The following is a 19,592-nucleotide window of genomic DNA, read 5'->3' on the forward strand; positions in this document are numbered from 1 at the left end:
TCCCGCAGGCAGCGCCCCGGCAGGCTTCGTGGCGACCGCGGCGGATTCATCGGCCCGCCGTTCGAAGGCGGGGCGTGACGTACACCGTCATCGCGTCTCCGAGGAGGTTGAAGGCCACGTAGCAGGCCGCGAACACCAGGCAGATCAACTGGATCACCGGGAAGTCCCGGTTGTTCACCGCGTCCACCAGCGCGCTGCCGAGGCCGGGGTAGTTGAACACCTGCTCGACGACCACGACTCCGCCGGTCAGGTAGGCCAGTGCCAGCGCGGTGCCCTGGACCGCCGGCACCAGCGCGTTGCGCAGCACGTGCCGGCGCAGCACGACGTTCTCCGGCACGCCTTTGAGCCGCGCGGTTCGTACGTACTCGGACTCGTACACGTCGATCACCGAGCCGCGCACCAGGCGGGCCAGGTAGGGCAGCACACCCAGCACCAGCGCGGTCACCGGGAGCACCAGCTGGGCGGGCTCGCCGAAGGGGTTCTGCCCCGGTGCCAGCAGCACGGTGCCGGGCAGCAACGGGAAGACCGAGGTGGAGAGCAGGATCACCAGCAGCAGCGCGATGATGAACTCGGGCAGGGCGGTGAGCCCGAGCGTGACGACGAGGACGGCGCGGTCGAACGGGCGGTCCCGCCGCCGGCCGGCGACGGCGCCGACGAACACCGACAGCGGCACCACGACCGCCGCCGAGACCAGCACGAGCACCGCGGAGTTGACCGCCCGGTCGCCGATCAGGCCGCCGACCGGTTCCCGGGTGACCAGCGAGTGACCGGGCTCGCCGGTCAGGACGCCGCCCAGCCACGCCAGGTACTGCGCCACCAGCGGCCGGTCCAGGCCGAGTTCGGTGCGCAGCGCGGCCACCCGCTCCGGCGTCGCCTCGTGCCCGAGCACCGCGCGCGCCGGGTCGCCCGGCAGCACCTGGGTCGCCGCGAACACGAGCACGGATCCCAGCAGCACCACGGCCATGCCGAACACCACCCGGCGCAGCAGCCACAGCCGCCCGGTGGCCGAGGAGGGTCGTCGGTCCAACGTCATCACCCCGTCCCGGCCTGTTGATCCGTGAGGATGCGCCTACCTGTTGTGACTGTCAACACCCTGCTCCCCGGTACCGTGCCGGTCGTGGAGATGTCGATCGAGCCGGCGACCCCGGCGGACGTGCCCGACGTGCTGCGGCTGCGCGGTGATGCCGAAGAGTGGCTGGCGCTGCGCAACATCGACCAGTGGCGCCCGGGATGGCTGTCGTTTTCCAAGGTCAGCGAGCAAATCGACGATGGGCAGTGGTACGTGGCGCGGGACGGCGACGCGGTGCGCGGTGCGTTCCGGCTGCTCTGGTCGGACGAACCGGTCTGGCGGGCCGACAACGCCTTCGCCGCCTACGTGCACGGGTTGGTGACCGACCGCCGGTGCGCCGGGGCCGGTCTCGGCGCCCGCATCCTGGCCTGGGTCGCCGAACACGGCCGCGAGGCCGGCGCTACGCGCGTGCGGCTGGACTGCGTCGCGCACAATCGGCAACTTCGCCGGTACTACGCGGGTCTCGGCTTCCGCGAGGTCGGGCGTCGGCGGTTCGACGGCGGGTGGGTCCACGTGCTGCTGGAGAAGTCGACCGATCTTGGCTGTTGACATCGACAACAGAACGCTCGGATACTCGGAGCCGCTCCGCTGTGGACATTCCGTCCCCTCCGTGGATCGCGAGCCGCGAATGGAGAACCCAGTGCAGAAGGTCTACTGCCTCTACAAGTTGAAGCCCGGTGTCTCGGCCGACGAGTACGTCGAGTGGTCGAAGACCGTCGACCAGGCGATCACCAGCCGGCAGGACTGCGTGCACCGGTTCCGGGTCTTCGAGCTGGCGGGCTCGCGCGCCGGTGCTTCGCCGTGGGACGTGGTGGAGGACATCGAGGTCGAGTCCTGGGACGCCTGGCAGGCCTGCCTCGCCACGCCCGAGATGGCCGAGGTGGTCGAGGGCTTCCGGCGGATGGCGGACCGGGACTCCGCGGTCACGGTGTTCGGCGACGAGATCCGGTAGTCCCGGTGCACACGCCGACCCGGTTCTCGCTCGGCGCTCCCGGCGACCCGGACCTGCTGGTGCCGTTCGCCCGCCGGGCCGAGGAACTGGGCTTCGGCGGGCTGTGGACCCAGGACACGCTCAACGGCGCGAACTTCTCGTTGGACGGGCTGCACGTGCTGTCCCACCTGGCCGCGGTCACCGAGCGGGTGCGGCTGGGCATCGGGGTGCTGTACTCCGGTCGGCGCAACCCGGCGGTGCTGGCCCGCGAGCTGGCCACCGTCGACCAGCTCTGCCGGGGACGGCTCACCGTCGGGCTCGGCGTCGGCAACGCCTACCACCGGGGAACCCTTGCCGCGCTGGGCATCGACACCACCCGTCCGGTGCGCCGGCTGGTCGAGGGCATCGAGGTGTTGCGCGCGCTGTGGAGCCGCGAGGACTACCACGGCGAGCTGTACTCCTTCGCCGGCGTCCGGTCACAGCCCGAGCCGGTGCAGCGGCCCGGTCCGCCGATCTGGATCGGCGCGAGGGCCGAACCGGCGCTGCGGCGCGCGGTGCGGATCGCGGACGGCTGGACCGGCGCCGCACCGGTCTCCACGGCGGACTTCCTGCGCCAGCTCGACGTCGTGCGCCGGGAACTCGCCGCGACCGGGCGTGACCCGACCGGTTTCGCGGTGTCCAAGAGCGTGTACCTCGCGGTCGAGGACACCGTCCAGCGGGCGCGTGAGCGCCTGGCCCCGGTGTTCGACCGGTCGTTCGGGGCGAACCCGGTGTACGACGCGACCGACATGGCCGACCGCGTCGCCGTGTTCGGCCCGCCGGACCACTGCGCGGAACAGCTGCGCGAGCTGGTCGACGCGGGAGTGGACGAGCTCATCCTGTACCCGATGTACGACAGGCTGGATCAACTCGACGGATTCGCGGAAGTGGTCGCGTCGCTCGTGGGAGCGCCGCGCCCGTGACCACCCCGCCCACTGCCTCCGCGCCCACTGCCTCCGCGCCCACGACCGCCGTGCTGCTCGGCTACGTCGACCCTCTCAGCGTCGCGGCGGGCGACGAGGTCCGGTTGATGGTCAGCGCGACGGCGGACTACGAGGTCGCCCTGCTGAGGCTGGGACACGGCTCCGACGACGTTCGCGGTCCCGGTGTCCGCGAGGAAGTCGTGCGGCTGCTGGGGACGCGCGCCGGACGGGTTCAGGGGCTGCCGTCCGGCTCCTACCTCCGCGCGCCCGCCCACCCGGTGCTCGACATCGACGCCTTCACGGTCACCGCCTGGATCATGCCGACCCTGGCCGCCGGTCGTCCTCAGGTCATCCTCGCGCGCCGGGACCAGAGCGGGCGGCGCGGCTGGGCGCTCGGCCTGACCGCCGACGACCGGCTCGCGGTCTGGGCAGGCGGACAGGCCGCCCCGGTGGCCGTCACGGACCGCCCCCTCCTCACCGGGCGCTGGACGTTCGTCGCCGCCTCCTTCGACCACACGGGCGTAAGTTCGACGCAGATCCCGGTGCCGGAATGGCCGGTCGGGTCCTGGCGCGCGTCGGCGCGGCACGTCGGACCGGTGGACGCCGGGGCGGTCGGCATCGAACCGCAGGTCGCGGCCTGGTGGTCGGACGGGGTCGCGGCCGGGCACTTCAACGGCCGGATCGACCGCCCGACGATCTTCGCCGGGACCGTGGACGCCGCCGTCATGAGCGAGATCGGGGAGGCGCGCGACCCGGAGTCGCTCGGACTGCCGGTGCTGGCGCGGTGGCGCCCCGGCCTCGAACCCCACGGCACCGCGGTTCCCGACGACGGCCCGCACGCGCTGCACGCCGAGGCGGTCAACACGCCGGCCCGAGGTGTGCCGGGCGCCCACTGGACCGGCCGCGAGATCGACTTCCGGCTCGCGCCGGACGAGTACGACGCCCTGCACTTCCACGACGACGACCTCACCGACGCCTGCTGGACACCGGAGATCACGCTGCGCCTGCCGTCCGACCTCCGCAGCGGCGTCTACGCGTTCCGCCTGCGCGCCGGTCCGGAACAGGTGGACATCCCGTTCTTCGTCCGCCCGCCCGAGGGCACGACCACCGCCCGCGTCGCGGTCCTGATCCCGACGTTCACCTACCTCGCCTACGCCAACTCCCACTCCGGCATCGAGCGCGCCGGCCCGGACGGGCCCGACTACCGCACGACCCCGCAACACCGCTGGGCCGCAGCGCACAAGGTGTGCAGCCTCTACGACCACCACCGCGACGGCAGCGGTTGCTACTACGCCTCGCGCCTGCGTCCGCTGACCACGATCACGCCGGGCTACGTCGGGCCGTTCGGGCTGTGGAACCTCAGCGCCGACCTGTGCCTGACCGACTGGCTCGACCACGAGGGCGTCGACTACGACGTGGTGTGCGACGACGACCTGCACGCTTCCGGGGTCGCCGCGTTGGCCGATTACGACGTGGTGCTCACCGGTTCGCACCCGGAGTACTACACCGGGGCGATGCTCGACGCGCACGAGGCCTACCTCGCCGGCGGTGGCCGGGTGATGTACCTGGGCGGCAACGGTTACTACTGGGTGACCGGGGTGTCGCCGGCCGCGCCGCACGTCATCGAGATCCGGCGCGGCCACACGGGGACGCGGGGCTGGGAGGTTCCGCCGGGGGAGACCCACCTGAGCACTACGGGGGAGGCCGGTGGGTTGTGGCGGCACCGCGGCCGGGCGCCGCAGCGGCACGTCGGTGTCGGCTTCGCAGCGCAGGGCGGACGTGGCCGCGGACGCCCTTACCTGCCGGTGGACCTGCGCGACGGTCGCGGTGCGTTCGCACTGTCCGGAGTGGACGGATTGATCGACGCGGAGGGGTTGGTGAGCGGTGCCGCCGCGGGGATGGAGATCGACCGCGTGGACCACTTGCTGGGCTCGCCGCCGCACACGGTGGTGCTGGCCACGGCCGAGGGGTTCAGCGACCACTTCCAGCTCGCGATCGAGGAGGTGCTGTCGTCGAACTCGCGGCAGGGCGGCAGCGTCGAGCCACGGGTGCGCGCCGACCTGGCGTTCTTCGAGTACCCGTGCGGCGGCGGGGTGTTCGCGGCCGGCTCGATCGCCTGGTGCACCGCGCTCGGCGTCGACGGCTACGCGAACCCGGTGGCCGCGGTGACCGGGAACGTCCTGCGCCGCTTCCTCGACCCCACGCCGCTCGACCGCCTGCCCGACGACCACGTTCCCGAGGAGCCGCGATGACCAGCGACCGGCCGGACCCGGCGGCGCCGGGGATCGACCCCCGCCGACTCACGGACCTGCTGGCGCGGGAACGCGCGGCGTGGACCGAGGGCAGGCCCAAGGCCCGCGCGCTGCACGAGCGGGCCAAGCTCTCGCAGGTCCACGGCACACCGCAGCACTGGATGAACCAGTTCCCGCCCCCGGTGCCGCTCATCGTGGACCGCGCGGCCGGCGCGCGGCTGTACGACACCGACGGTCACGAGTACGCCGACTTCGGCCTCGGTGCCACGGCGGCGCTGTGGGGTCACAACCACCCCGCCGTGGTCGCCGCGCTGCGCGACCAGCTCGACCGCGGTCTGACGACCCTCTGGCCGCACGAGGACCACGTGTGGGTGACCGAGGAGTTGGGGCGCCGGTTCGGCCTGCCGTTCTGGCAGTTCACCGTGTCGGCGTCGGACGCGAACCGGTTCGCGCTGCTGCTGGCCAGGGTCGCCACCGGGCGGCAGCGGATCCTGGTGTTCCACCACGCCTACCACGGTTCGGTCGAGCAGACCTGTGCCGTCCTGACCGGCTCCGGTGTCGCCGCGCCGCCCGGCGTCGACCCCAACGGCGTGGACGTGCGGCAGACCACGAAGGTGGTGGAGTTCAACGACCTGCCCGCACTCGAACGGGCGCTGGAGCCGCGTGACGTGGCCGCGGTGCTGGCCGAGCCGGTGATGACCAACGGCGGCGCGGTGATCCGTCCGGACCCCGGTTTCCACGCCGCCCTGCGCGACCTCACCCGCCGCACCGGCACGCTGCTGGTCGTCGACGAGACCCAGACCATCCCGGCGGGCCCCGGCGGCTGCACCGGCGAGCTGGGCCTGGAGCCCGACCTGATCACGATGGGCAAGTGCCTCGCCGGCGGCGTCCCGGCCGGGGTCTACGGCATGTCCGACTCCGTCGCCGCGGCCACCGCGCGCTACACGGCGACCGGCGACGGCGGTCTGGGCAGCACGCTGGCGGGCGGCGCGCTCGCCGTCCGGGCCATGCGCGCGGTGCTCGGCGAGGTCATGACGGAGCGGACCTACACCCACATGAACCGGCTGGCTTCCCGCTACGAGAGCGACGTCGACTCGGTGATCGCCCACCACGGCCTGCCCTGGCACGTCGGGCGCCTCGGCGGCAGGGTCTCGTACGCCTTCACGCCGACGCCGCCGCGCAACGCCGGCCAGGTGTACTCCGGCGGCGGCTCCGCGGTCCGCGAGGCGTTGTGGCTGTACCTCGCCAACCGGGGCGTCGTGCTCAACGGCATGAGCGGGGCGGCGCTGTTCTCGCCGATGACCGAGGAGGCCGACGTGGACCTGCACGGCGAGCTGTTCGGCGCGGTGATCGCCGAGCTGGTGGGGCGGTGACGGCCTTCGGCGGCGGGGAGATCGAGGCGTTCCGGGCCGACATCGCCCGCTCGCGGGTGCCGGGTGCCCACTCGCCGGGCCGGTGGTCGGTCGCCCCCGGCAACCGCGACCCCGGTGTGTCCGGGGTGATGCCCGCACGGGTGCGGCTGCGCGACACGACGATGCGCACGATCGGATCGCTGTCGGTGACGCGGGACGCCAAGCAGGCCTTCCTGCGCCGGCTGGCCGCCTGCGGCGTGCCCGAGATCGTCCTTCCCCGCACCGACGACTCCGGCGAAGCCGTGGCCGCGGTGAAGTCGGAGAATCCCGACTGCGTGGTGGTGTGCCCATTCGTGTCCACTGTGGACTCGGTCGGATCGGCCCGGCGCGCGGGCTATGACGGAGTGCAGGTGACGGTACCCGGCTTCGGCCCGGCGTCGTCGGTCTACGACCCGGTCGGCCGTGGCGAAGCCTGGACCCGCGCGGACTTCGTCGCCCGGTCCGCCGCCGTCGTGGCACACGCCCGAGCCTGCGGCCTGCGGGTCGTCGCGGCCCTGATGATGGCGTCCTACCTCACCCGCGAGGTGCTCGCCGAGACGCTCGCGGCCCTGGCGGACGCGGACGAGATCACCCTGTTCGACGGCCCCGGCGCGCTCGGGCCGGAGGCGTTCGCCGACCTGGTCCGCGCGACCGGCACCCCGGTCGGCGTCCACCCGCACAACACCTTCGGCCTGGCGGTGGCCTGCGCCGTGGGTTCCGCCCGAGCCGGCGCCGAGGTGGTCGAGGTGTCGGTGAACGGTTACTGCGGCGGCCCCGGGAACGCCGACCTCGCCGCGACCGCCGCCGCCTTCGAGGCCCTGTACGGCGTGCGCACGGGCCTGCACCTCGCCCACCTGACCGGGCTGTCCCGGGAGGCGGCCAGGCTCACCGGCCACCCGACCGCCCGGAACCAGCCCGTGGTCGGTTCCGACGCGTTCTACTGGGGCGACGGTGACTGGGTGCGTCGCGAAGCCGAAGTGGACCCGCTGCTGCACAACTGCGTCGAGCCGACCCTGTTCGGCAACGAACGCCGCTGAGCGGCAGCCGGCCCGGTGCCGCTGGCTGTCCTGCCTCGATCAGGCGTTCGGCGGCTCGGGGTGCGGCAGTCGAGCCACCACCGCGGCGTACTCGTCGGCGATCCCCCGGACGATGTCGGCGGCCGGGAGGACCCGGTCGACCAGACCGGCGGACTGCCCGGCCTCGACCTTGCCGTGCGCCACGTCGCCGTCGTGCGCGGCCATGCGCAGCGTCGCCTTGGTGAACGCGGCGCGACGGGTCTCCAGGTCCGCGCCGGAGCCCTCCAGTTCCGCCATGCGCGCGGAGAACTCGTTGACCAGGGTGCGCACCGGGCCCAGGCCGTGACCGACCAGGCGCGTGTCGGCCACTCCGGCGCGCAGCACCGCGTCCCGGTAGGCCGGGTGCACGTTGGCCTCCTCGCTGAGCAGGAACCTGGTGCCGAACTGCGCCGCGCCGGCACCGAGGGCGAGTGCCGCCGCCAGGCCGTGCCCGTCCGCGAAGCCGCCGGACGCCACCAGGGGGAGGTCCACGGCCGCCGCCACCGCGCGCAGCAGGACCAGGGTCGACACCTGGCTCGCAGGCGGGTGCCCACCCGCCTCGCCGCCGACCACCACGAGACCGTCCACACCGGACTCCGCTGCCTTCAGCGCGTGCTCCACCCCGGCCACCACGTGCAGGCACACCGTGCCCACGTCGTGGAAACGCGACAGGTACCGGCGCGGCCCGCCCTGCGAGGCGATCAGCACCGGCGGTCGCCGGGCCACCAGCAGGTCGATCACCTCGTCCACGCCCGGCCGGTACAGCGGCAGGTTCACCGCGAACGGCCGGTCGGTGCCGTGCCGCACCTCGTCCAGCACCGCGGCGAGGTCCGGCAGGCGCATCGGGCCCGCCGCCACCACCCCGAGGCCTCCGGCGCGGGACACCGCCAGGGGCAGTGCGGCGGCGGAGGACGCCCAGGACATGCCGGCCTGCACGATCGGCAGGTCGACACCCAGCAGCCGGGTCACCGGCGTGACGATCCTCATCGGGCACCTCCGGCGTCCGGCCGCGCCACGGGCGTGGCTGTCCTCATCGGGCGCCCTCGGCATCCAGCAGCCGCACCGCGTGCTCCACCAGGTGCCGCTTCTGCACCTTCGCGCTGGCGGTCATGCCGAACCGCTCGAACCCGTCGACCAGGCACATCCGGCGCGGCACCTTGAACCCCGCCAGCAGCGGGCGCACCCACTCCAGCAACTCCTCCGGCGTGGCCGTGCAGTCCTCGTTGAGCACCACGAAGGCGAAGGGCACCTCCACCAGCCGGGCGTCCGGCACGCCGACCACCACCGCCTGGCGGATCTTGGGGTGCCGGTGCAGCACGTTCTCCACCTCGGTCGGCGCCACGTTCTCGCCGCCCACCCGGATGATCTCCTTGAGCCGCCCCAGGAACTCCAGTCGGCCGTCCTCGCCCAGCCGGCCGAGGTCACCGGTGCGCAGCCAGCCGTCGGCGGACAGCACCGCGGCGGTGTCCTCCGGCAGCTCGAAGTACCCGCGCATCACGTTCCAGCCCCGCACCACGATCTCGCCGGGAGACCCGACGGGACAGTCCACATCGGACGAAGGCTCGCACACGCGCACCGTCACTCCCGGTTCCGGGAGCATCCGTGCCGCCGCCCGCACCGGCTCCGGCTCCCACCAGGCCGACTGCGCCACGTTCGGCGACGCCTCGGAGAGGCCGTACCCGACGACGCACTCCCGCGCGCCCAGTTCGTCGATCACGCGCCGGACGATGGTCGGCGACGCCGCCAGCCACGCGCCGCGCAGCACCAGCCGGCGCCGTGGTCGGTCCGGGTGGTTGAGCAGCATCAGCGCGATCGTGTCGTTGCCGGAGAAGTGCGTGCACCGCTCCTCCTCGAACAACCGCAACGCCTCGCCCGCCTCGAAGCGCTCCATCGCCACCAGCGTCACGACGTGCTGCAGGCAGGAGAGGATCGACAGCGTGGTCCCCGCCACGTGGAAGAACGGCCGTGCGCTGTGGAACCGGTCGCCGGTCCGCAACCCCAGGCGCCCGCCCGAGAAGAACGCGTCCGCGCACATGCTCCGGTGCGTCAGCAGCACTCCCTTGGGGTAGGAGGTGGTGCCGGACGTGTACTGGATCAGCAGCACGTCCTCCGGCTCGCAGCACGCCGGCACCTCCGCGCCGCCGGCGGCCAGGAAGTCCGCCCACGAACCCGCCCCGGCCGGCACGTCCGCGCCGACCACCACGACCCGGCGCAGGTCGGGCAGTGCCGGGTCGGGCAGCACGCCGTCCACCGCCGGGCACGCCTGCCGCAGCAGGCCGGCGAGGTCGGCGTTCAGCAGCCGGTCGGCCAGGAACAGCAACCGCACCCGGGACTGCCGCAGCACGTAGCCGAACTCCTCGGACCGCAACCGGGTGTTCACCGGCACCGCCACCGCGCCGAGCGAGCCGATCGCCAGGAACAGCGCGACCCAGCCGGGTCCGTTGCCCAGGCAGATCCCGACGTGGTCGCCGCGCGCGACCCCGGCCGCCGCCAGCGCGGACCGGATCCGGGGCACCTCGGCGGCCAGTTCCGCGTAGGTGGTCCGGCCCTGCGGGGTCACCACCGCCTCCAGGTCGGGTGCGATGGCCACCGCCCGCCGCAGCGCCGCGTCGGTCGTGAGCGGACAGATGCCGGCCGGGTCGACGTCCATCAGTCCTCCGCTGTCTCGGCCGAGCCGCTGAAGTGGGCCACGCCGGTCCGCCACCCGCCGTCGGCGAGGTTGCGCTCGATCGCGGCCATCTCGATCCGGATGCCCCGGTCCAGGTCGGTCTCCGCGCCGAGGTCGACCGCCTGCTTGGTCAGCGCGATCGCCAGCGGCGGCGCGGCGGCGATGGCGGCGGCCACCTCGGCGCCGGCGGCGTCCAGCCGGTCCGGTTCGACCAGGCGCGCCACCAGGCCCACCCGGTGCGCCTCCTCCGCCGACATCACCCGGTTGGTGAACAGCAGCTCCTTCGCCCGCGCGCGGCCGATCACCCGCTGCAACCGCTGGGTGGCGCCGACCGTGCCCCAGTGCGGCTCCGGGAACCGGAACGTGGCCGCGCTGGAGGCGACCACGAAGTCGCAGCTCATCGCGATCTCGCCGCCGGAGCCGACCACCGGGCCCTGCACCAGCGCCACCACCGGTTTGCTGCACCGCTCGACGGCCTCGTAGGCGGCGAAGGACGCCTGCCGCCTACGCCGCACCCAGGACGCGTCCCGGCCCACCCGCTCCTTCAGGTCCGCGCCGGCGCAGAACACCGGGCCGTTCGCCCGCAGCAGCACCACCCGGACGTCGTCGGCGGAGTCCAGCTGCTCGAACGCCGACCGCAGCGCCCGGCACATCGACAGGTTCAGCCCGTTGCGGGCGCGTGGCCGGTTGAGCACCACGCTCGCGATCCCGTCGGCGATCTCGACCAGCACCTCGGTGCCGCTGTCCGTCATCCGATGGCCCCTTCGCCGCGCAGCGACTCGATCTCGCTGTCGCCCAACCCCAACCGTTCCCGCAGCACCGCGTCCGTGTCCGCCCCGAGCCGCGGCGGCACGCCGACGGGCGCCGCGGCGAACCCACCGTCCACGTCGGACATCCGGAGCGGGGTCCGCAGCGCCGGGAACGTCCCGGCGACCGGGTGCCGGAAGTGGTCGACCATGCCGCGTGCCGAGGTGTTCTCGTCGGCCAGGATCTCCCGCACGCTGTTCACCTCGCCGGCCGGCACCCCGGCCGCCCGCAGCGCCGTGGCGGCCTCGGCGCGGGGTCGTGCGGCGAACGCCTCGGCCAGCGCCGACATCACCCGACCGCGCTGCGCCAGCCGCCCGGCGTTGGGCCGCAGCTCCGGGTCCGCGGCCAGCTCGTCGAGGCCGAGCACGGCGCACAGCGGCAGCCAGTGCTGGTCGCTGCAGCTGATGTGCAGCCACCCGCCGTCGGCGCACTCGAACGCCGCCGAGGGCACCCGGCCGGGGTGCTCGGTGCCGGTCCGGCCCGGGTCCTCGTCCAGCGCGAACAGCCGGGCCGCGGCCAGCGCGAGCAGGCTGACCTGGACGTCCATCATGGCCAGGTCCACGTGGCTGCCCCGGCCGGTGCCGCCCCGGCCGACCAGCCCGGTCAGCGCGGCGATCGCGATCCACAGCCCGGAGGTCATGTCGGCGACCGGCACGCCGGCCTTGGCCGGCGGCGAGTCCGGGTGCCCGGTCAGCGACATCAGCCCGGACAGCGCCTGGAACACGGTGTCGTAGCCCCGGCGGTCCGAGTACGGCCCCTGCTGCCCGAAACCGGTGCAGGACACGTAGACCAGCCCCGGGTTGACCGCGGCCAGCTCGCGATAGCCCAGCCCGAGCCGGTCCATCGCGCCCGGCAGGAAGTTCTCCACCACCACGTCGGCGGTCGCGGCGAGGTCGCGGGCCAGCCGCCGGCCGCGCTCGGACTTCAGGTCCAGCACCACCGAGCGCTTGCCCCGGTTGAAGGCGAAGTAGTACGCGCTCTCCCCGCTCGGCAACACCGGTTGCATGCCCCGGGACTCGTCACCGGCACCCGGCCGTTCCACCTTGATCACCTCCGCGCCGAGCTCGGCGAGCACCTGGGTGGCCATCGGGCCCGCCAGGACGCGGGAGAAGTCGAGGACGGTGATTCCGGACAGTGGTCGCACCGCGATCAACCCCGGAACCCGCGCATGATGGCGTTGACGTCGCGTCCCGCCCGCATGGCCTGGTCGACGGGCAGGTCCGCCACCCGGTAGAACAGCTCCTTGGTGGCCGCCAGCGCCACCGGGTTCGCCTCGGCCCACCGGCCGGCGATCTCCAGGCCCAGGTCGAGCACCCGGTCCGGTTCGGCCACCCGGTTGGCCAGGCCGATCCCGGCCAGCTCGTCCGCGCCGAGCAGCCGGCCGTGGCTGACCAGCTCGAAGGCCAGCTTGCGGCCGATCTGCCGCTGGAGCCCGGTCATCACGATGGCCGGCACGATCGAGTGCCGCAGCTCCGGGTAGCCGAAGGCGACGTCGGTGGCCACCACCATCATGTCGCAGCCGATGGCCAGCCCGGCGCCGCCGCCCAGCGCCGCGCCGCGCACCACCGACACGATCGGCTTGCGCAGCTGTTGCGGCAGCAGCTGGGTGCGCGCGGTCAGCTCGGCGCGGTGCAGCACGGCGGTCTGGTCGGCCGGGGTGAGCCCGGCGAACTCGGTGATGTCCGCGCCGGCGCAGAACCCCGGCCCCTCGCCGGTGAGCACCAGCGCGCGGACCGACTCGTCGGCGTCGGCGGCCAGCATCGCGTCCAGCAGCGCCGTGGTCAGCTCGGTGTCGAGCGCGTTGCGCTTGTGCGGGCGGTTCATCCGCAACACCCGGACCGCGCCGTGGTCCTCGGTCAGCAACACCTCTTGGCGCACAGCGGTCTCCTCGGACATCACGGTCGACTCCGACATCACTGCCCCGTCCCGGCCGGCACGGCCCGTCCCGGCAACCCGAACCCGGCGCGCGCCACCGTGCTGTGCAGCGGACGGCCGAGGGCTTCCTCGCAGCGGGCGGACGCGGCCAGCACCAGGTCCAGGTCCAGCCCGGTGGACACGCCCATGGCCTCGAACAGGTTCACCAGGTCCTCGGTGCAGGTGTTCCCGGTGAGCCCGCCGCCGTAGGTGATGCCCGCCGGGTGCCCGCCGACGCCGCCGAACGCGCTGTCGAAGTACCGGCAGCCCGCGTCCAGCGCGGCGACGCAGTTGGCCAGGGCGGTGCCCCTGGTGTTGTGGAAGTGCGCGACCGCGGGCACGTGCGGGTACTCGGCGGCCAGCCGGGCGAACAGCCTGCCCGCGGTGATCGGGGTGCCCAGGCCGGTGGTGTCGCCCACGGTCACCAGCGACACGCCGAGGTCGGCGAACCGGCCGAAGTCCTCGGCCACCCGACCCTGGTCGACCGGGCCCTCGAACGGGCAGCCCAGCGCCACCGAGAGCACGCCGACCAGGGTGAACCGCCCGTCCGCCAGCCGCACCATCTCCGCCACGTTGTGCCACTGGCGGTCGCGGGTGGTGCGCAGGTTGCGCTCGGTGTGCGACTCGGTCGCCGAGACCAGCAGGCTCAGCTCGTCCGCGCCGCGCCCGGCGTCCAGGTCGGCCAGCGCCCGGTGCACCGCACGGGGGTTGGGGCAGGTCGCCTTGTACGCGACCCCGGCCCGGCGGGGTACCCCGGCGAGCACCTCGGAGGCGTCCCGGAACGCGGGCACCCGGTCCGGGTGGCTGTAGCTGGTGGCCTCGATGCGGCGGAAGCCCGCCGCGACGAAGGCCTCCACAGTGGACACCTTCGTCGCGGTGGGGACGAAGTCCGGTTCGTGTTGCAGCCCGTCGCGGGCGAAACACTCACAGAGCGTCACGCGGTCGGCCACCGGTCGCACCTCCTGACGACGACGATGGCGCCGAGCGTGGCAGAGCGGTGTTGATAGTGTCAACAGTGAGCTGGGTTACCGCTCCTCGGCCCGTTCCAGCGCCCGCGCCAGTGTGGCCAGCTTGTCCAGCGCCGAGTCCAGCGCGTCCCGCTCCTGCTCGGTGAGGCAGACCAGGAAGGCCCGGTCGCGCTCGTTGGCCGCGCTGATCAGCCCCCGGTACAGCGCGGCGCCCTTGCGGGTCAGGGTGAGCTGGGTGGTCCGCCCGGCGCCGAACTCGCGCAGCACCAGTCCGCGCTCGCTGAGCTTGGCCACCACCCGGCTCATCTGCGCTTTGTCCAGTGCGGCCAGTCGCGCCAGCTTGTTCAGGGTGAGCGGGGCCTCGGCCCCCAGCAGGGCGATCGTGCGCCACTCGCCGAGGCTGACGTCGAACTCCCGGCGGTAGCGCAGGGCCGCGCTGCGGGACATCGCGTTGGCCACCCGGCTGAGCCGGTACGACAGCAGGCCGTGGATCGGCAGCCGTCCCGGCGTCGAGGTCTCGGTCCGGCCCTGGGGTGCGGGCTCCGGCGAGGCGCTTCGAGAGGTGTTCATGCGGTGCACTGTAGGCGTCCGACGCCGTACCGTGCGGGTAAACCTGCCGGGAGTAGCGGTTTCCGGTTCATCTGTTGACAATCACAACAGCGCGACCGACACTATGCCGCCAAGACCACACGTCACGCGATCGACGAAGGGCTGGTCATGCCGACGGACTCCTGGGCAACGTTGTTGGTCGACGGGCAGTGGCGTCCGGGCGCCACGAGCTTCGAGGTGGTGGACCCGGCCACGCTGGAGCCGGTGGGCCGGGCCGCCGACGGCACCGCGCGGGACGCCCTGGAGGCGCTGGACGCGGCCTGCGCGGCGGCCGGGCCGTGGCGGTCGGTGACCGTCGAGGAACGCGGCGGCTACCTGCGCCGGGCCGCGGCCGCGATCCGTGACCGGGTCGACGCCCTGGCCGAGCTGCTGACCAGCGAGAACGGCAAGCCGCTCGGCGAGGCTCGGGCCGAGCTGCTGGGCAGCGCGCGGATGCTGGAGTGGAGCGCCGAGGAAGCCCGCCGGGCGGGCGGCCGGGTGCTGCCCGCGTCGCCGAACGGACCGGGGCTGGTGCTGAAGTCACCGGTCGGCCCCGCCCTGGCGATCACCCCGTGGAACTTCCCGGCCAGCATGCTGATCCGCAAGATCGGCCTGGCGCTGGCCGCCGGCGCGCCGCTGATCGTCAAGCCGGCCGAGCAGACCCCGCTGATCGCCACCGAGCTGGTGCGGATCCTGCACGAGACGGGGCTGCCCGCCGGAGTGCTCCAGTCGATCACCACGTCGCGGCCCGCCGAGGTGGCCGGTGCGCTGCTGGCCGACCCGAGGCTGCGCAAGGTGAGCTTCACCGGCTCCACCGAGGTCGGGCTCGGACTGCTCCGCAACACCGACACCCACCTGCGGCGCACCTCGCTGGAGCTGGGCGGGCACTCGCCGGCGATCGTGTTCGCCGACGCCGACCTGCCCGCCGCGGCGGCCGGGGTGGTGGCGGCCAAGTTCTTCAACGCCGGCCAGAGCTGCGTCGCGGTGAACCGGCTGTACGTGCACCGGTCGGTGCACGACGACCTGCTCGACCTGATCGAGGAGAAGGTCGCCGCGCTGCGGGTAGGGCACGGGGCGGCCGAGGGCACCGGCATCGGGCCGCTGATCGACCAGGCCGGGCTGGACAAGGTGGAACGCCAGGTCGCGGACGCGGTCGCGGGCGGGGCGGAGGTGCGCCTCGGGGGCAGGCGGTGGTCCGGCCAGGACGGGCTCAAGGGCGCGTTCTACGAACCCACCGTGCTCACCGGGGTCGGCGACGACATGCTGGTCACCCGTGAGGAGACCTTCGGCCCGGTACTGCCGGTCTACTCCTTCGACACCGACGACGAGGCCGTGACCAGGGCGAACGACACCCAGTACGGCCTGGCGGCCTACCTGTTCGGCCGGGACCTGAGCCGGCTGTGGACCGCCGCGGACCGGCTGGACTTCGGGGTGATCGGGGTGAACGACCCGGCCCCGGTGCGACCGGAGCTGCCCTTCGGCGGCATGCGGAACAGCGGGCAGGAACGCGAGGGCGGTGCCGAGGGCATCGAGGCGTTCCTGGAGACCAAGGCGATCGCGATCAAGCTGTGAGGACCACGGACATGACCACCCAGAAAGATCGGGTTCCAAGAGATCCGGCCCCGGAAGGCAGTGCACCGGGAGACCGGGCACCGGAAGGCCGGCCGGGCGTCGCCGACGAACTGGCCGAGCTGGACAAGCGCGCGATCATCCACCCGCACACCACGATCGGCGCGCCGGACGAGCCGGTGATCTTCGACCGCGGCGAGGGCGCCGTGCTGTGGGACGTGCGCGGCGAGTCCTACCTGGACGGCACCTGCGGCCTGTGGCAGTGCCCGGTCGGCCACGGTCGGCCGGAGCTGGCCGAGGCCGCCGCCGAGCAGATCCGGCGGCTGGAGTTCTACTCCTCCTTCGGCGACTACTCCAACGAGCCGTCCATCCGGCTGGCCGAGCGGCTGCTGCGGCTGGCCCCGCCCGGCCTGGAGAAGGTGTTCTTCACCAACGGCGGCTCCGAGGGCAACGAGACCGCGATCAAGCTCGCCCGGCTGGCCCACCACCACGCCGGGCACCCGGAGCGGACCGTCATCCTGGCCCGCACCGGCGGCTACCACGGCATGGCCGGCGGCTCGCTGGCCGCCACCGGCATCGACCGGCTCCGCGAGGGCTTCGGGCCGCTGCTGCCGGACGTGGAGTTCCTGGGCAAGCCGCACGCGCTGCACCACGACACCGACGCGCTGGTCGCCGAGCTGGAGCAGCGGATCGCCGAGCTGGGCGCGGACCGGATCGCGGCGTTCATCGGCGAACCGGTGCTCGGCGTCGGCGGCATGGTCCCGCCACCGCCGGACTACTGGCCGCGGGTGCAGGAGGTGCTGCGCCGCAACGACATCCTGCTGGTCCTGGACGAGATCGTGACCGCGTTCGGGCGGGTCGGGCACTGGTTCGCCGCCGAGCACTACGGCATCGAGCCGGACATGGTCGTCACGGCCAAGGGACTGACCAGCGGCTACATCCCGATGGGTGCGGTGCTGGTCGGCCGGCGGGTGCTCGACCTGGTCGACGGGGCGTGGTTCCCGCACGGCTTCACCTACAACGGGCACCCGGTCGGCGCCGCCGTGGCGCTGGCCAACCTGGACATCCTGGAACGGGAGGACCTGCCGCGGCGCGCCAAGGCGGTCGGCGCCCGGATCATGGACGGGCTGGCACCGCTGGCCGAGCTGGACCACGTGCGCGAGGTGCGCGGGGTCGGGCTGATGCTCGGGATCGAGCTGGACCGGGACGCCGCCGGCGTGCAGTCCGGCGCGCGGGCGGACGGGCTGATCGTCCGCGCCGCCGGCAACAACATCGTCATCTCGCCGCCGTTGGTCATCACCGACGAGCAGGCGGACACGCTCGTGCGCCTCGTGTGCAAGCACGTGGCCGCAGTCGGGAACTAGCGCCCGTCGCGGGCTCCACTGTCACCGCCGACCTCGGAGGTCGCCGTGCGTCGAAATACCACCACCGGATGTCTGGCCCTGGTCCTCGTGCTCGCGACGGCCTGTGGCGCGAGCGGGCCGAGTGCCCCGACGCTCACCTTCGTGTCCACCGGGAGTTCCTTCCAGGACAACCAGAAGACCGCGTGGCAGCAACCGTTCACCAACGAGACCGGCACCGCGTTCCGCAACGACGGGCCGGTGGACGAGGCCAAGCTGCGCACCATGGTGGAGGCCGGGAAGGTCACCTGGGACGCGGTGGACACCAGCGCCGCCGCCGCCGAGCAGTACTGCGGGACGTACCTGGAGAAGCTGGACTTCTCCGTCGTGGACCGCAGTGCGTTCCCGCCGGGGACGGTCAGCGAGTGCGGGGTGCCCGCGTACTACTACAGCATCATCTTCATGTACGACACCAGGAAGTTCGGCGCGAACCCGCCCACGAAGATCGCCGACTTCTTCGACCCGGTGCGCTTCCCCGGCCGCCGGATCGTGCCGCCGGAGGTCGCGGCGGGGCTGCTGGAGGACGCGTTGCTCGCCGACGGCGTGCCGGTCGAGCAGCTGTACCCGCTCGACGTGGACCGGGCGCTGGGCAAGCTGGACGTGATCAAGAGCACCACCACGTTCGCCAAGACCTACGGGCAGATCCAGCAGTCCATGGTGGACGGCCAGGTGGACCTGGCGCTGGTGTCCACGGCGCGGGCGCACCAGTCGCTCAAGGCCGGCGCGCCGTTCGAACCGGTGTGGGACAAGACGATCGTGAACTGGAACGACCTGGTGGTGCCGAAGGGTTCGGCGAACCGGGACCTGGCGATGAAGTTCATCGCCTTCACCAGCAGGCCCGAGCAGTCCGCGAAGTTCTCCGAGCTGGCCTCGGTGCAGCCGGTGCACGAGAGCATCAAGCCGAAGTTCGACGACGTCCAGCGCCGCATCGACGCGTTCTCCCCGGAGCACAAGCACAGCGTGGTGCTGGGCAACGCCAAGTGGTGGGCCCAGAACTTCGACGCGGTGACCAAGAAGTTCACCGCGTGGATGGCCGGGTGATGCCGATGACCACGACGCCCGCCGAACCCGTGACGCCCGCCGGGCCCACCGTGCCCGGCGAGCCCGCGGCGGTGGCCGAGCCGCGGCGCAGGCGGCGCGCCGCGGCCGGGTGGGTCCTGCTGCCCGCGGTGGCGGTGCTGCTGGTGTTCTTCTTCTACCCGCTGGCCACCATCGTCTGGAGCAGCTTCACCGAACCGACCGTCGGCCTGGCCAACTACACCGCGCTGTTCACCGACGGCGTCTCGGTCACCGTGCTGCTGAGGACGCTTCGCACCGCGTTGATCGTGGCGTTGGTGGCGCTGGTGGTCGCCTACCCGTACGCGTACGCGATGACGCGGGTGTCCCGACGCACCCGGGCGGTGCTCACCGTGCTGGTGCTGCTGCCGTTCTGGACCTCGGTGATGGCCCGCAACTTCGCCTGGTACCTCCTGGAGCAGCGCGACGGGCTGATCGACCGGTTCTTCTCGTTGTTCGGGATCGACGGGGTGGTGCTGCTCGGCAGCGTCACCGGGGTCACCGTGGCCATGGTGCAGGTGATGCTGCCGTTCATGGTGTTGCCGCTGTACAGCAACCTCAGCTCGATCGACCTGCGGTTGATGGACGCGGCGACCAGCCTCGGGGCGAGCCGCCCGAAGGCCTTCGCGCGGGTGTACCTGCCGCTGTCGCTGCCGGGTGTGGTGTCGGGCTTCTCGCTGGTGTTCATCGTGACGCTGGGGTTCTTCGTGACCCCGGCGCTGCTGGGCACACCGCAGCAGTCGCTGGTCTCGCAGGTGATCGAGACCAGGGTCGGGGACCTGCTGGACTTCCCCGGCGCCGGCGCGATGGGCTCGGTGCTGCTGGCGGTCACGCTCGTGGTGTTGTTCGCGGTGAGCCGGATCGCCAAGCCCACCGCGGCCCTGAACCAGGCGGTGGATCGTGCCTAGTACGCGGGCAGGGCGGCCTCGCTCGATCGGCTGGGGCCTTCGGCTGTGGGTGAC

18 protein-coding genes are annotated in these 19,592 nt (G+C 73.1%); 10 read left to right on the forward strand and 8 right to left on the reverse strand.

Annotation, left to right across the window (positions count from 1 at the left end; genetic code table 11):
- Window positions 1-46 precede the first annotated feature (46 nt).
- On the reverse strand, window positions 47-1,027 hold the full coding sequence (locus tag FHS29_RS17545; protein ID WP_246440427.1) for an ABC transporter permease: 981 nt from the start codon (window positions 1,025-1,027) through the stop codon (window positions 47-49).
- A gap of 51 nt (window positions 1,028-1,078) precedes the next feature.
- Between FHS29_RS17545 and FHS29_RS17550 the strand changes: the two genes are divergently transcribed.
- The 6 genes from FHS29_RS17550 to FHS29_RS17575 all read left to right on the forward strand — a co-directional run bounded on the left by FHS29_RS17550 (window position 1,079) and on the right by FHS29_RS17575 (window position 7,642).
- Window positions 1,079-1,618, forward strand: coding sequence for a GNAT family N-acetyltransferase (locus FHS29_RS17550; RefSeq protein WP_221456198.1), 540 nt, complete (start codon window positions 1,079-1,081; stop codon window positions 1,616-1,618).
- Between the two features lie 79 nt (window positions 1,619-1,697).
- Window positions 1,698-2,021: a RedY/HapK family protein gene (locus FHS29_RS17555; RefSeq protein ID WP_184691740.1), complete on the forward strand. Its 324-nt coding sequence runs from the start codon at window positions 1,698-1,700 to the stop codon at window positions 2,019-2,021.
- 5 nt (window positions 2,022-2,026) lie between these two features.
- On the forward strand, window positions 2,027-2,962 hold the full coding sequence (locus tag FHS29_RS17560; RefSeq protein WP_184691741.1) for an LLM class flavin-dependent oxidoreductase: 936 nt from the start codon (window positions 2,027-2,029) through the stop codon (window positions 2,960-2,962).
- The gene (locus FHS29_RS17565; RefSeq protein WP_184691742.1) at window positions 2,959-5,214 is read left to right on the forward strand and encodes a N,N-dimethylformamidase beta subunit family domain-containing protein; all 2,256 of its coding nucleotides are present in this window, start codon (window positions 2,959-2,961) and stop codon (window positions 5,212-5,214) included. Before FHS29_RS17560 ends, FHS29_RS17565 begins: the two co-directional genes overlap by 4 nt.
- On the forward strand, window positions 5,211-6,587 hold the full coding sequence (locus FHS29_RS17570) for a transaminase (RefSeq protein WP_184691743.1): 1,377 nt from the start codon (window positions 5,211-5,213) through the stop codon (window positions 6,585-6,587). Before FHS29_RS17565 ends, FHS29_RS17570 begins: the two co-directional genes overlap by 4 nt.
- Entirely contained in the window at window positions 6,584-7,642 is a 1,059-nt protein-coding gene (locus FHS29_RS17575; protein WP_184691744.1) for a hydroxymethylglutaryl-CoA lyase-like TIM-barrel protein, read from the forward strand. The genes FHS29_RS17570 and FHS29_RS17575 overlap by 4 nt, the downstream gene beginning before the upstream one ends.
- A 39-nt stretch (window positions 7,643-7,681) precedes the next feature.
- Here the strand turns inward: FHS29_RS17575 and FHS29_RS17580 are convergent, their stop codons facing one another.
- The 7 genes from FHS29_RS17580 to FHS29_RS17610 form a co-directional block, all read right to left on the reverse strand.
- Window positions 7,682-8,647 (reverse strand): NAD(P)H-dependent flavin oxidoreductase, encoded by a 966-nt coding sequence (locus FHS29_RS17580; RefSeq protein ID WP_184691745.1) that lies wholly within the window; start codon window positions 8,645-8,647, stop codon window positions 7,682-7,684.
- Window positions 8,648-8,690: 43 nt separating this feature from the next.
- Window positions 8,691-10,310, reverse strand: coding sequence for an AMP-binding protein (locus FHS29_RS17585; RefSeq protein ID WP_184691746.1), 1,620 nt, complete (start codon window positions 10,308-10,310; stop codon window positions 8,691-8,693).
- Complete coding sequence (locus FHS29_RS17590) at window positions 10,310-11,080, reverse strand: enoyl-CoA hydratase/isomerase family protein (protein ID WP_184691747.1); 771 nt, start codon at window positions 11,078-11,080, stop codon at window positions 10,310-10,312. The genes FHS29_RS17585 and FHS29_RS17590 overlap by 1 nt, the downstream gene beginning before the upstream one ends.
- Window positions 11,077-12,279, reverse strand: a complete 1,203-nt coding sequence (locus FHS29_RS17595; protein ID WP_184691748.1) for a CaiB/BaiF CoA transferase family protein — start codon at window positions 12,277-12,279, stop codon at window positions 11,077-11,079. Before FHS29_RS17595 ends, FHS29_RS17590 begins: the two co-directional genes overlap by 4 nt.
- 5 nt (window positions 12,280-12,284) lie before the next feature.
- Window positions 12,285-13,049, reverse strand: coding sequence for an enoyl-CoA hydratase/isomerase family protein (locus tag FHS29_RS17600; RefSeq protein WP_246440428.1), 765 nt, complete (start codon window positions 13,047-13,049; stop codon window positions 12,285-12,287).
- Window positions 13,049-13,999, reverse strand: coding sequence for a hydroxymethylglutaryl-CoA lyase (locus tag FHS29_RS17605; RefSeq protein ID WP_184691749.1), 951 nt, complete (start codon window positions 13,997-13,999; stop codon window positions 13,049-13,051). Before FHS29_RS17605 ends, FHS29_RS17600 begins: the two co-directional genes overlap by 1 nt.
- Window positions 14,000-14,074: 75 nt before the next feature.
- Window positions 14,075-14,587, reverse strand: coding sequence for a MarR family winged helix-turn-helix transcriptional regulator (locus FHS29_RS17610; protein ID WP_184691750.1), 513 nt, complete (start codon window positions 14,585-14,587; stop codon window positions 14,075-14,077).
- A 147-nt stretch (window positions 14,588-14,734) separates the two neighbouring features.
- Here FHS29_RS17610 and FHS29_RS17615 point away from each other — a divergent pair, with 147 nt between their 5' ends.
- The 4 genes from FHS29_RS17615 to FHS29_RS17630 all read left to right on the forward strand — a co-directional run bounded on the left by FHS29_RS17615 (window position 14,735) and on the right by FHS29_RS17630 (window position 19,538).
- Window positions 14,735-16,177, forward strand: a complete 1,443-nt coding sequence (locus FHS29_RS17615) for an NAD-dependent succinate-semialdehyde dehydrogenase (RefSeq protein WP_184691751.1) — start codon at window positions 14,735-14,737, stop codon at window positions 16,175-16,177.
- Between the two features lie 11 nt (window positions 16,178-16,188).
- On the forward strand, window positions 16,189-17,538 hold the full coding sequence (locus tag FHS29_RS17620) for an aminotransferase family protein (RefSeq protein WP_246440429.1): 1,350 nt from the start codon (window positions 16,189-16,191) through the stop codon (window positions 17,536-17,538).
- Window positions 17,539-17,679: 141 nt separating this feature from the next.
- Window positions 17,680-18,615, forward strand: a complete 936-nt coding sequence (locus tag FHS29_RS17625) for an extracellular solute-binding protein (protein ID WP_184691752.1) — start codon at window positions 17,680-17,682, stop codon at window positions 18,613-18,615.
- Window positions 18,616-18,620: 5 nt separating this feature from the next.
- A complete protein-coding gene (locus FHS29_RS17630) occupies window positions 18,621-19,538 on the forward strand; it encodes an ABC transporter permease (protein WP_184691753.1) in 918 nt (305 codons plus the stop codon).
- Window positions 19,539-19,592: the final 54 nt, after the last annotated feature.

Source organism: Saccharothrix tamanrassetensis, from assembly GCF_014203665.1.
GTDB classification, from domain to species: Bacteria; Actinomycetota; Actinomycetes; order Mycobacteriales; family Pseudonocardiaceae; genus Actinosynnema; species Actinosynnema tamanrassetense.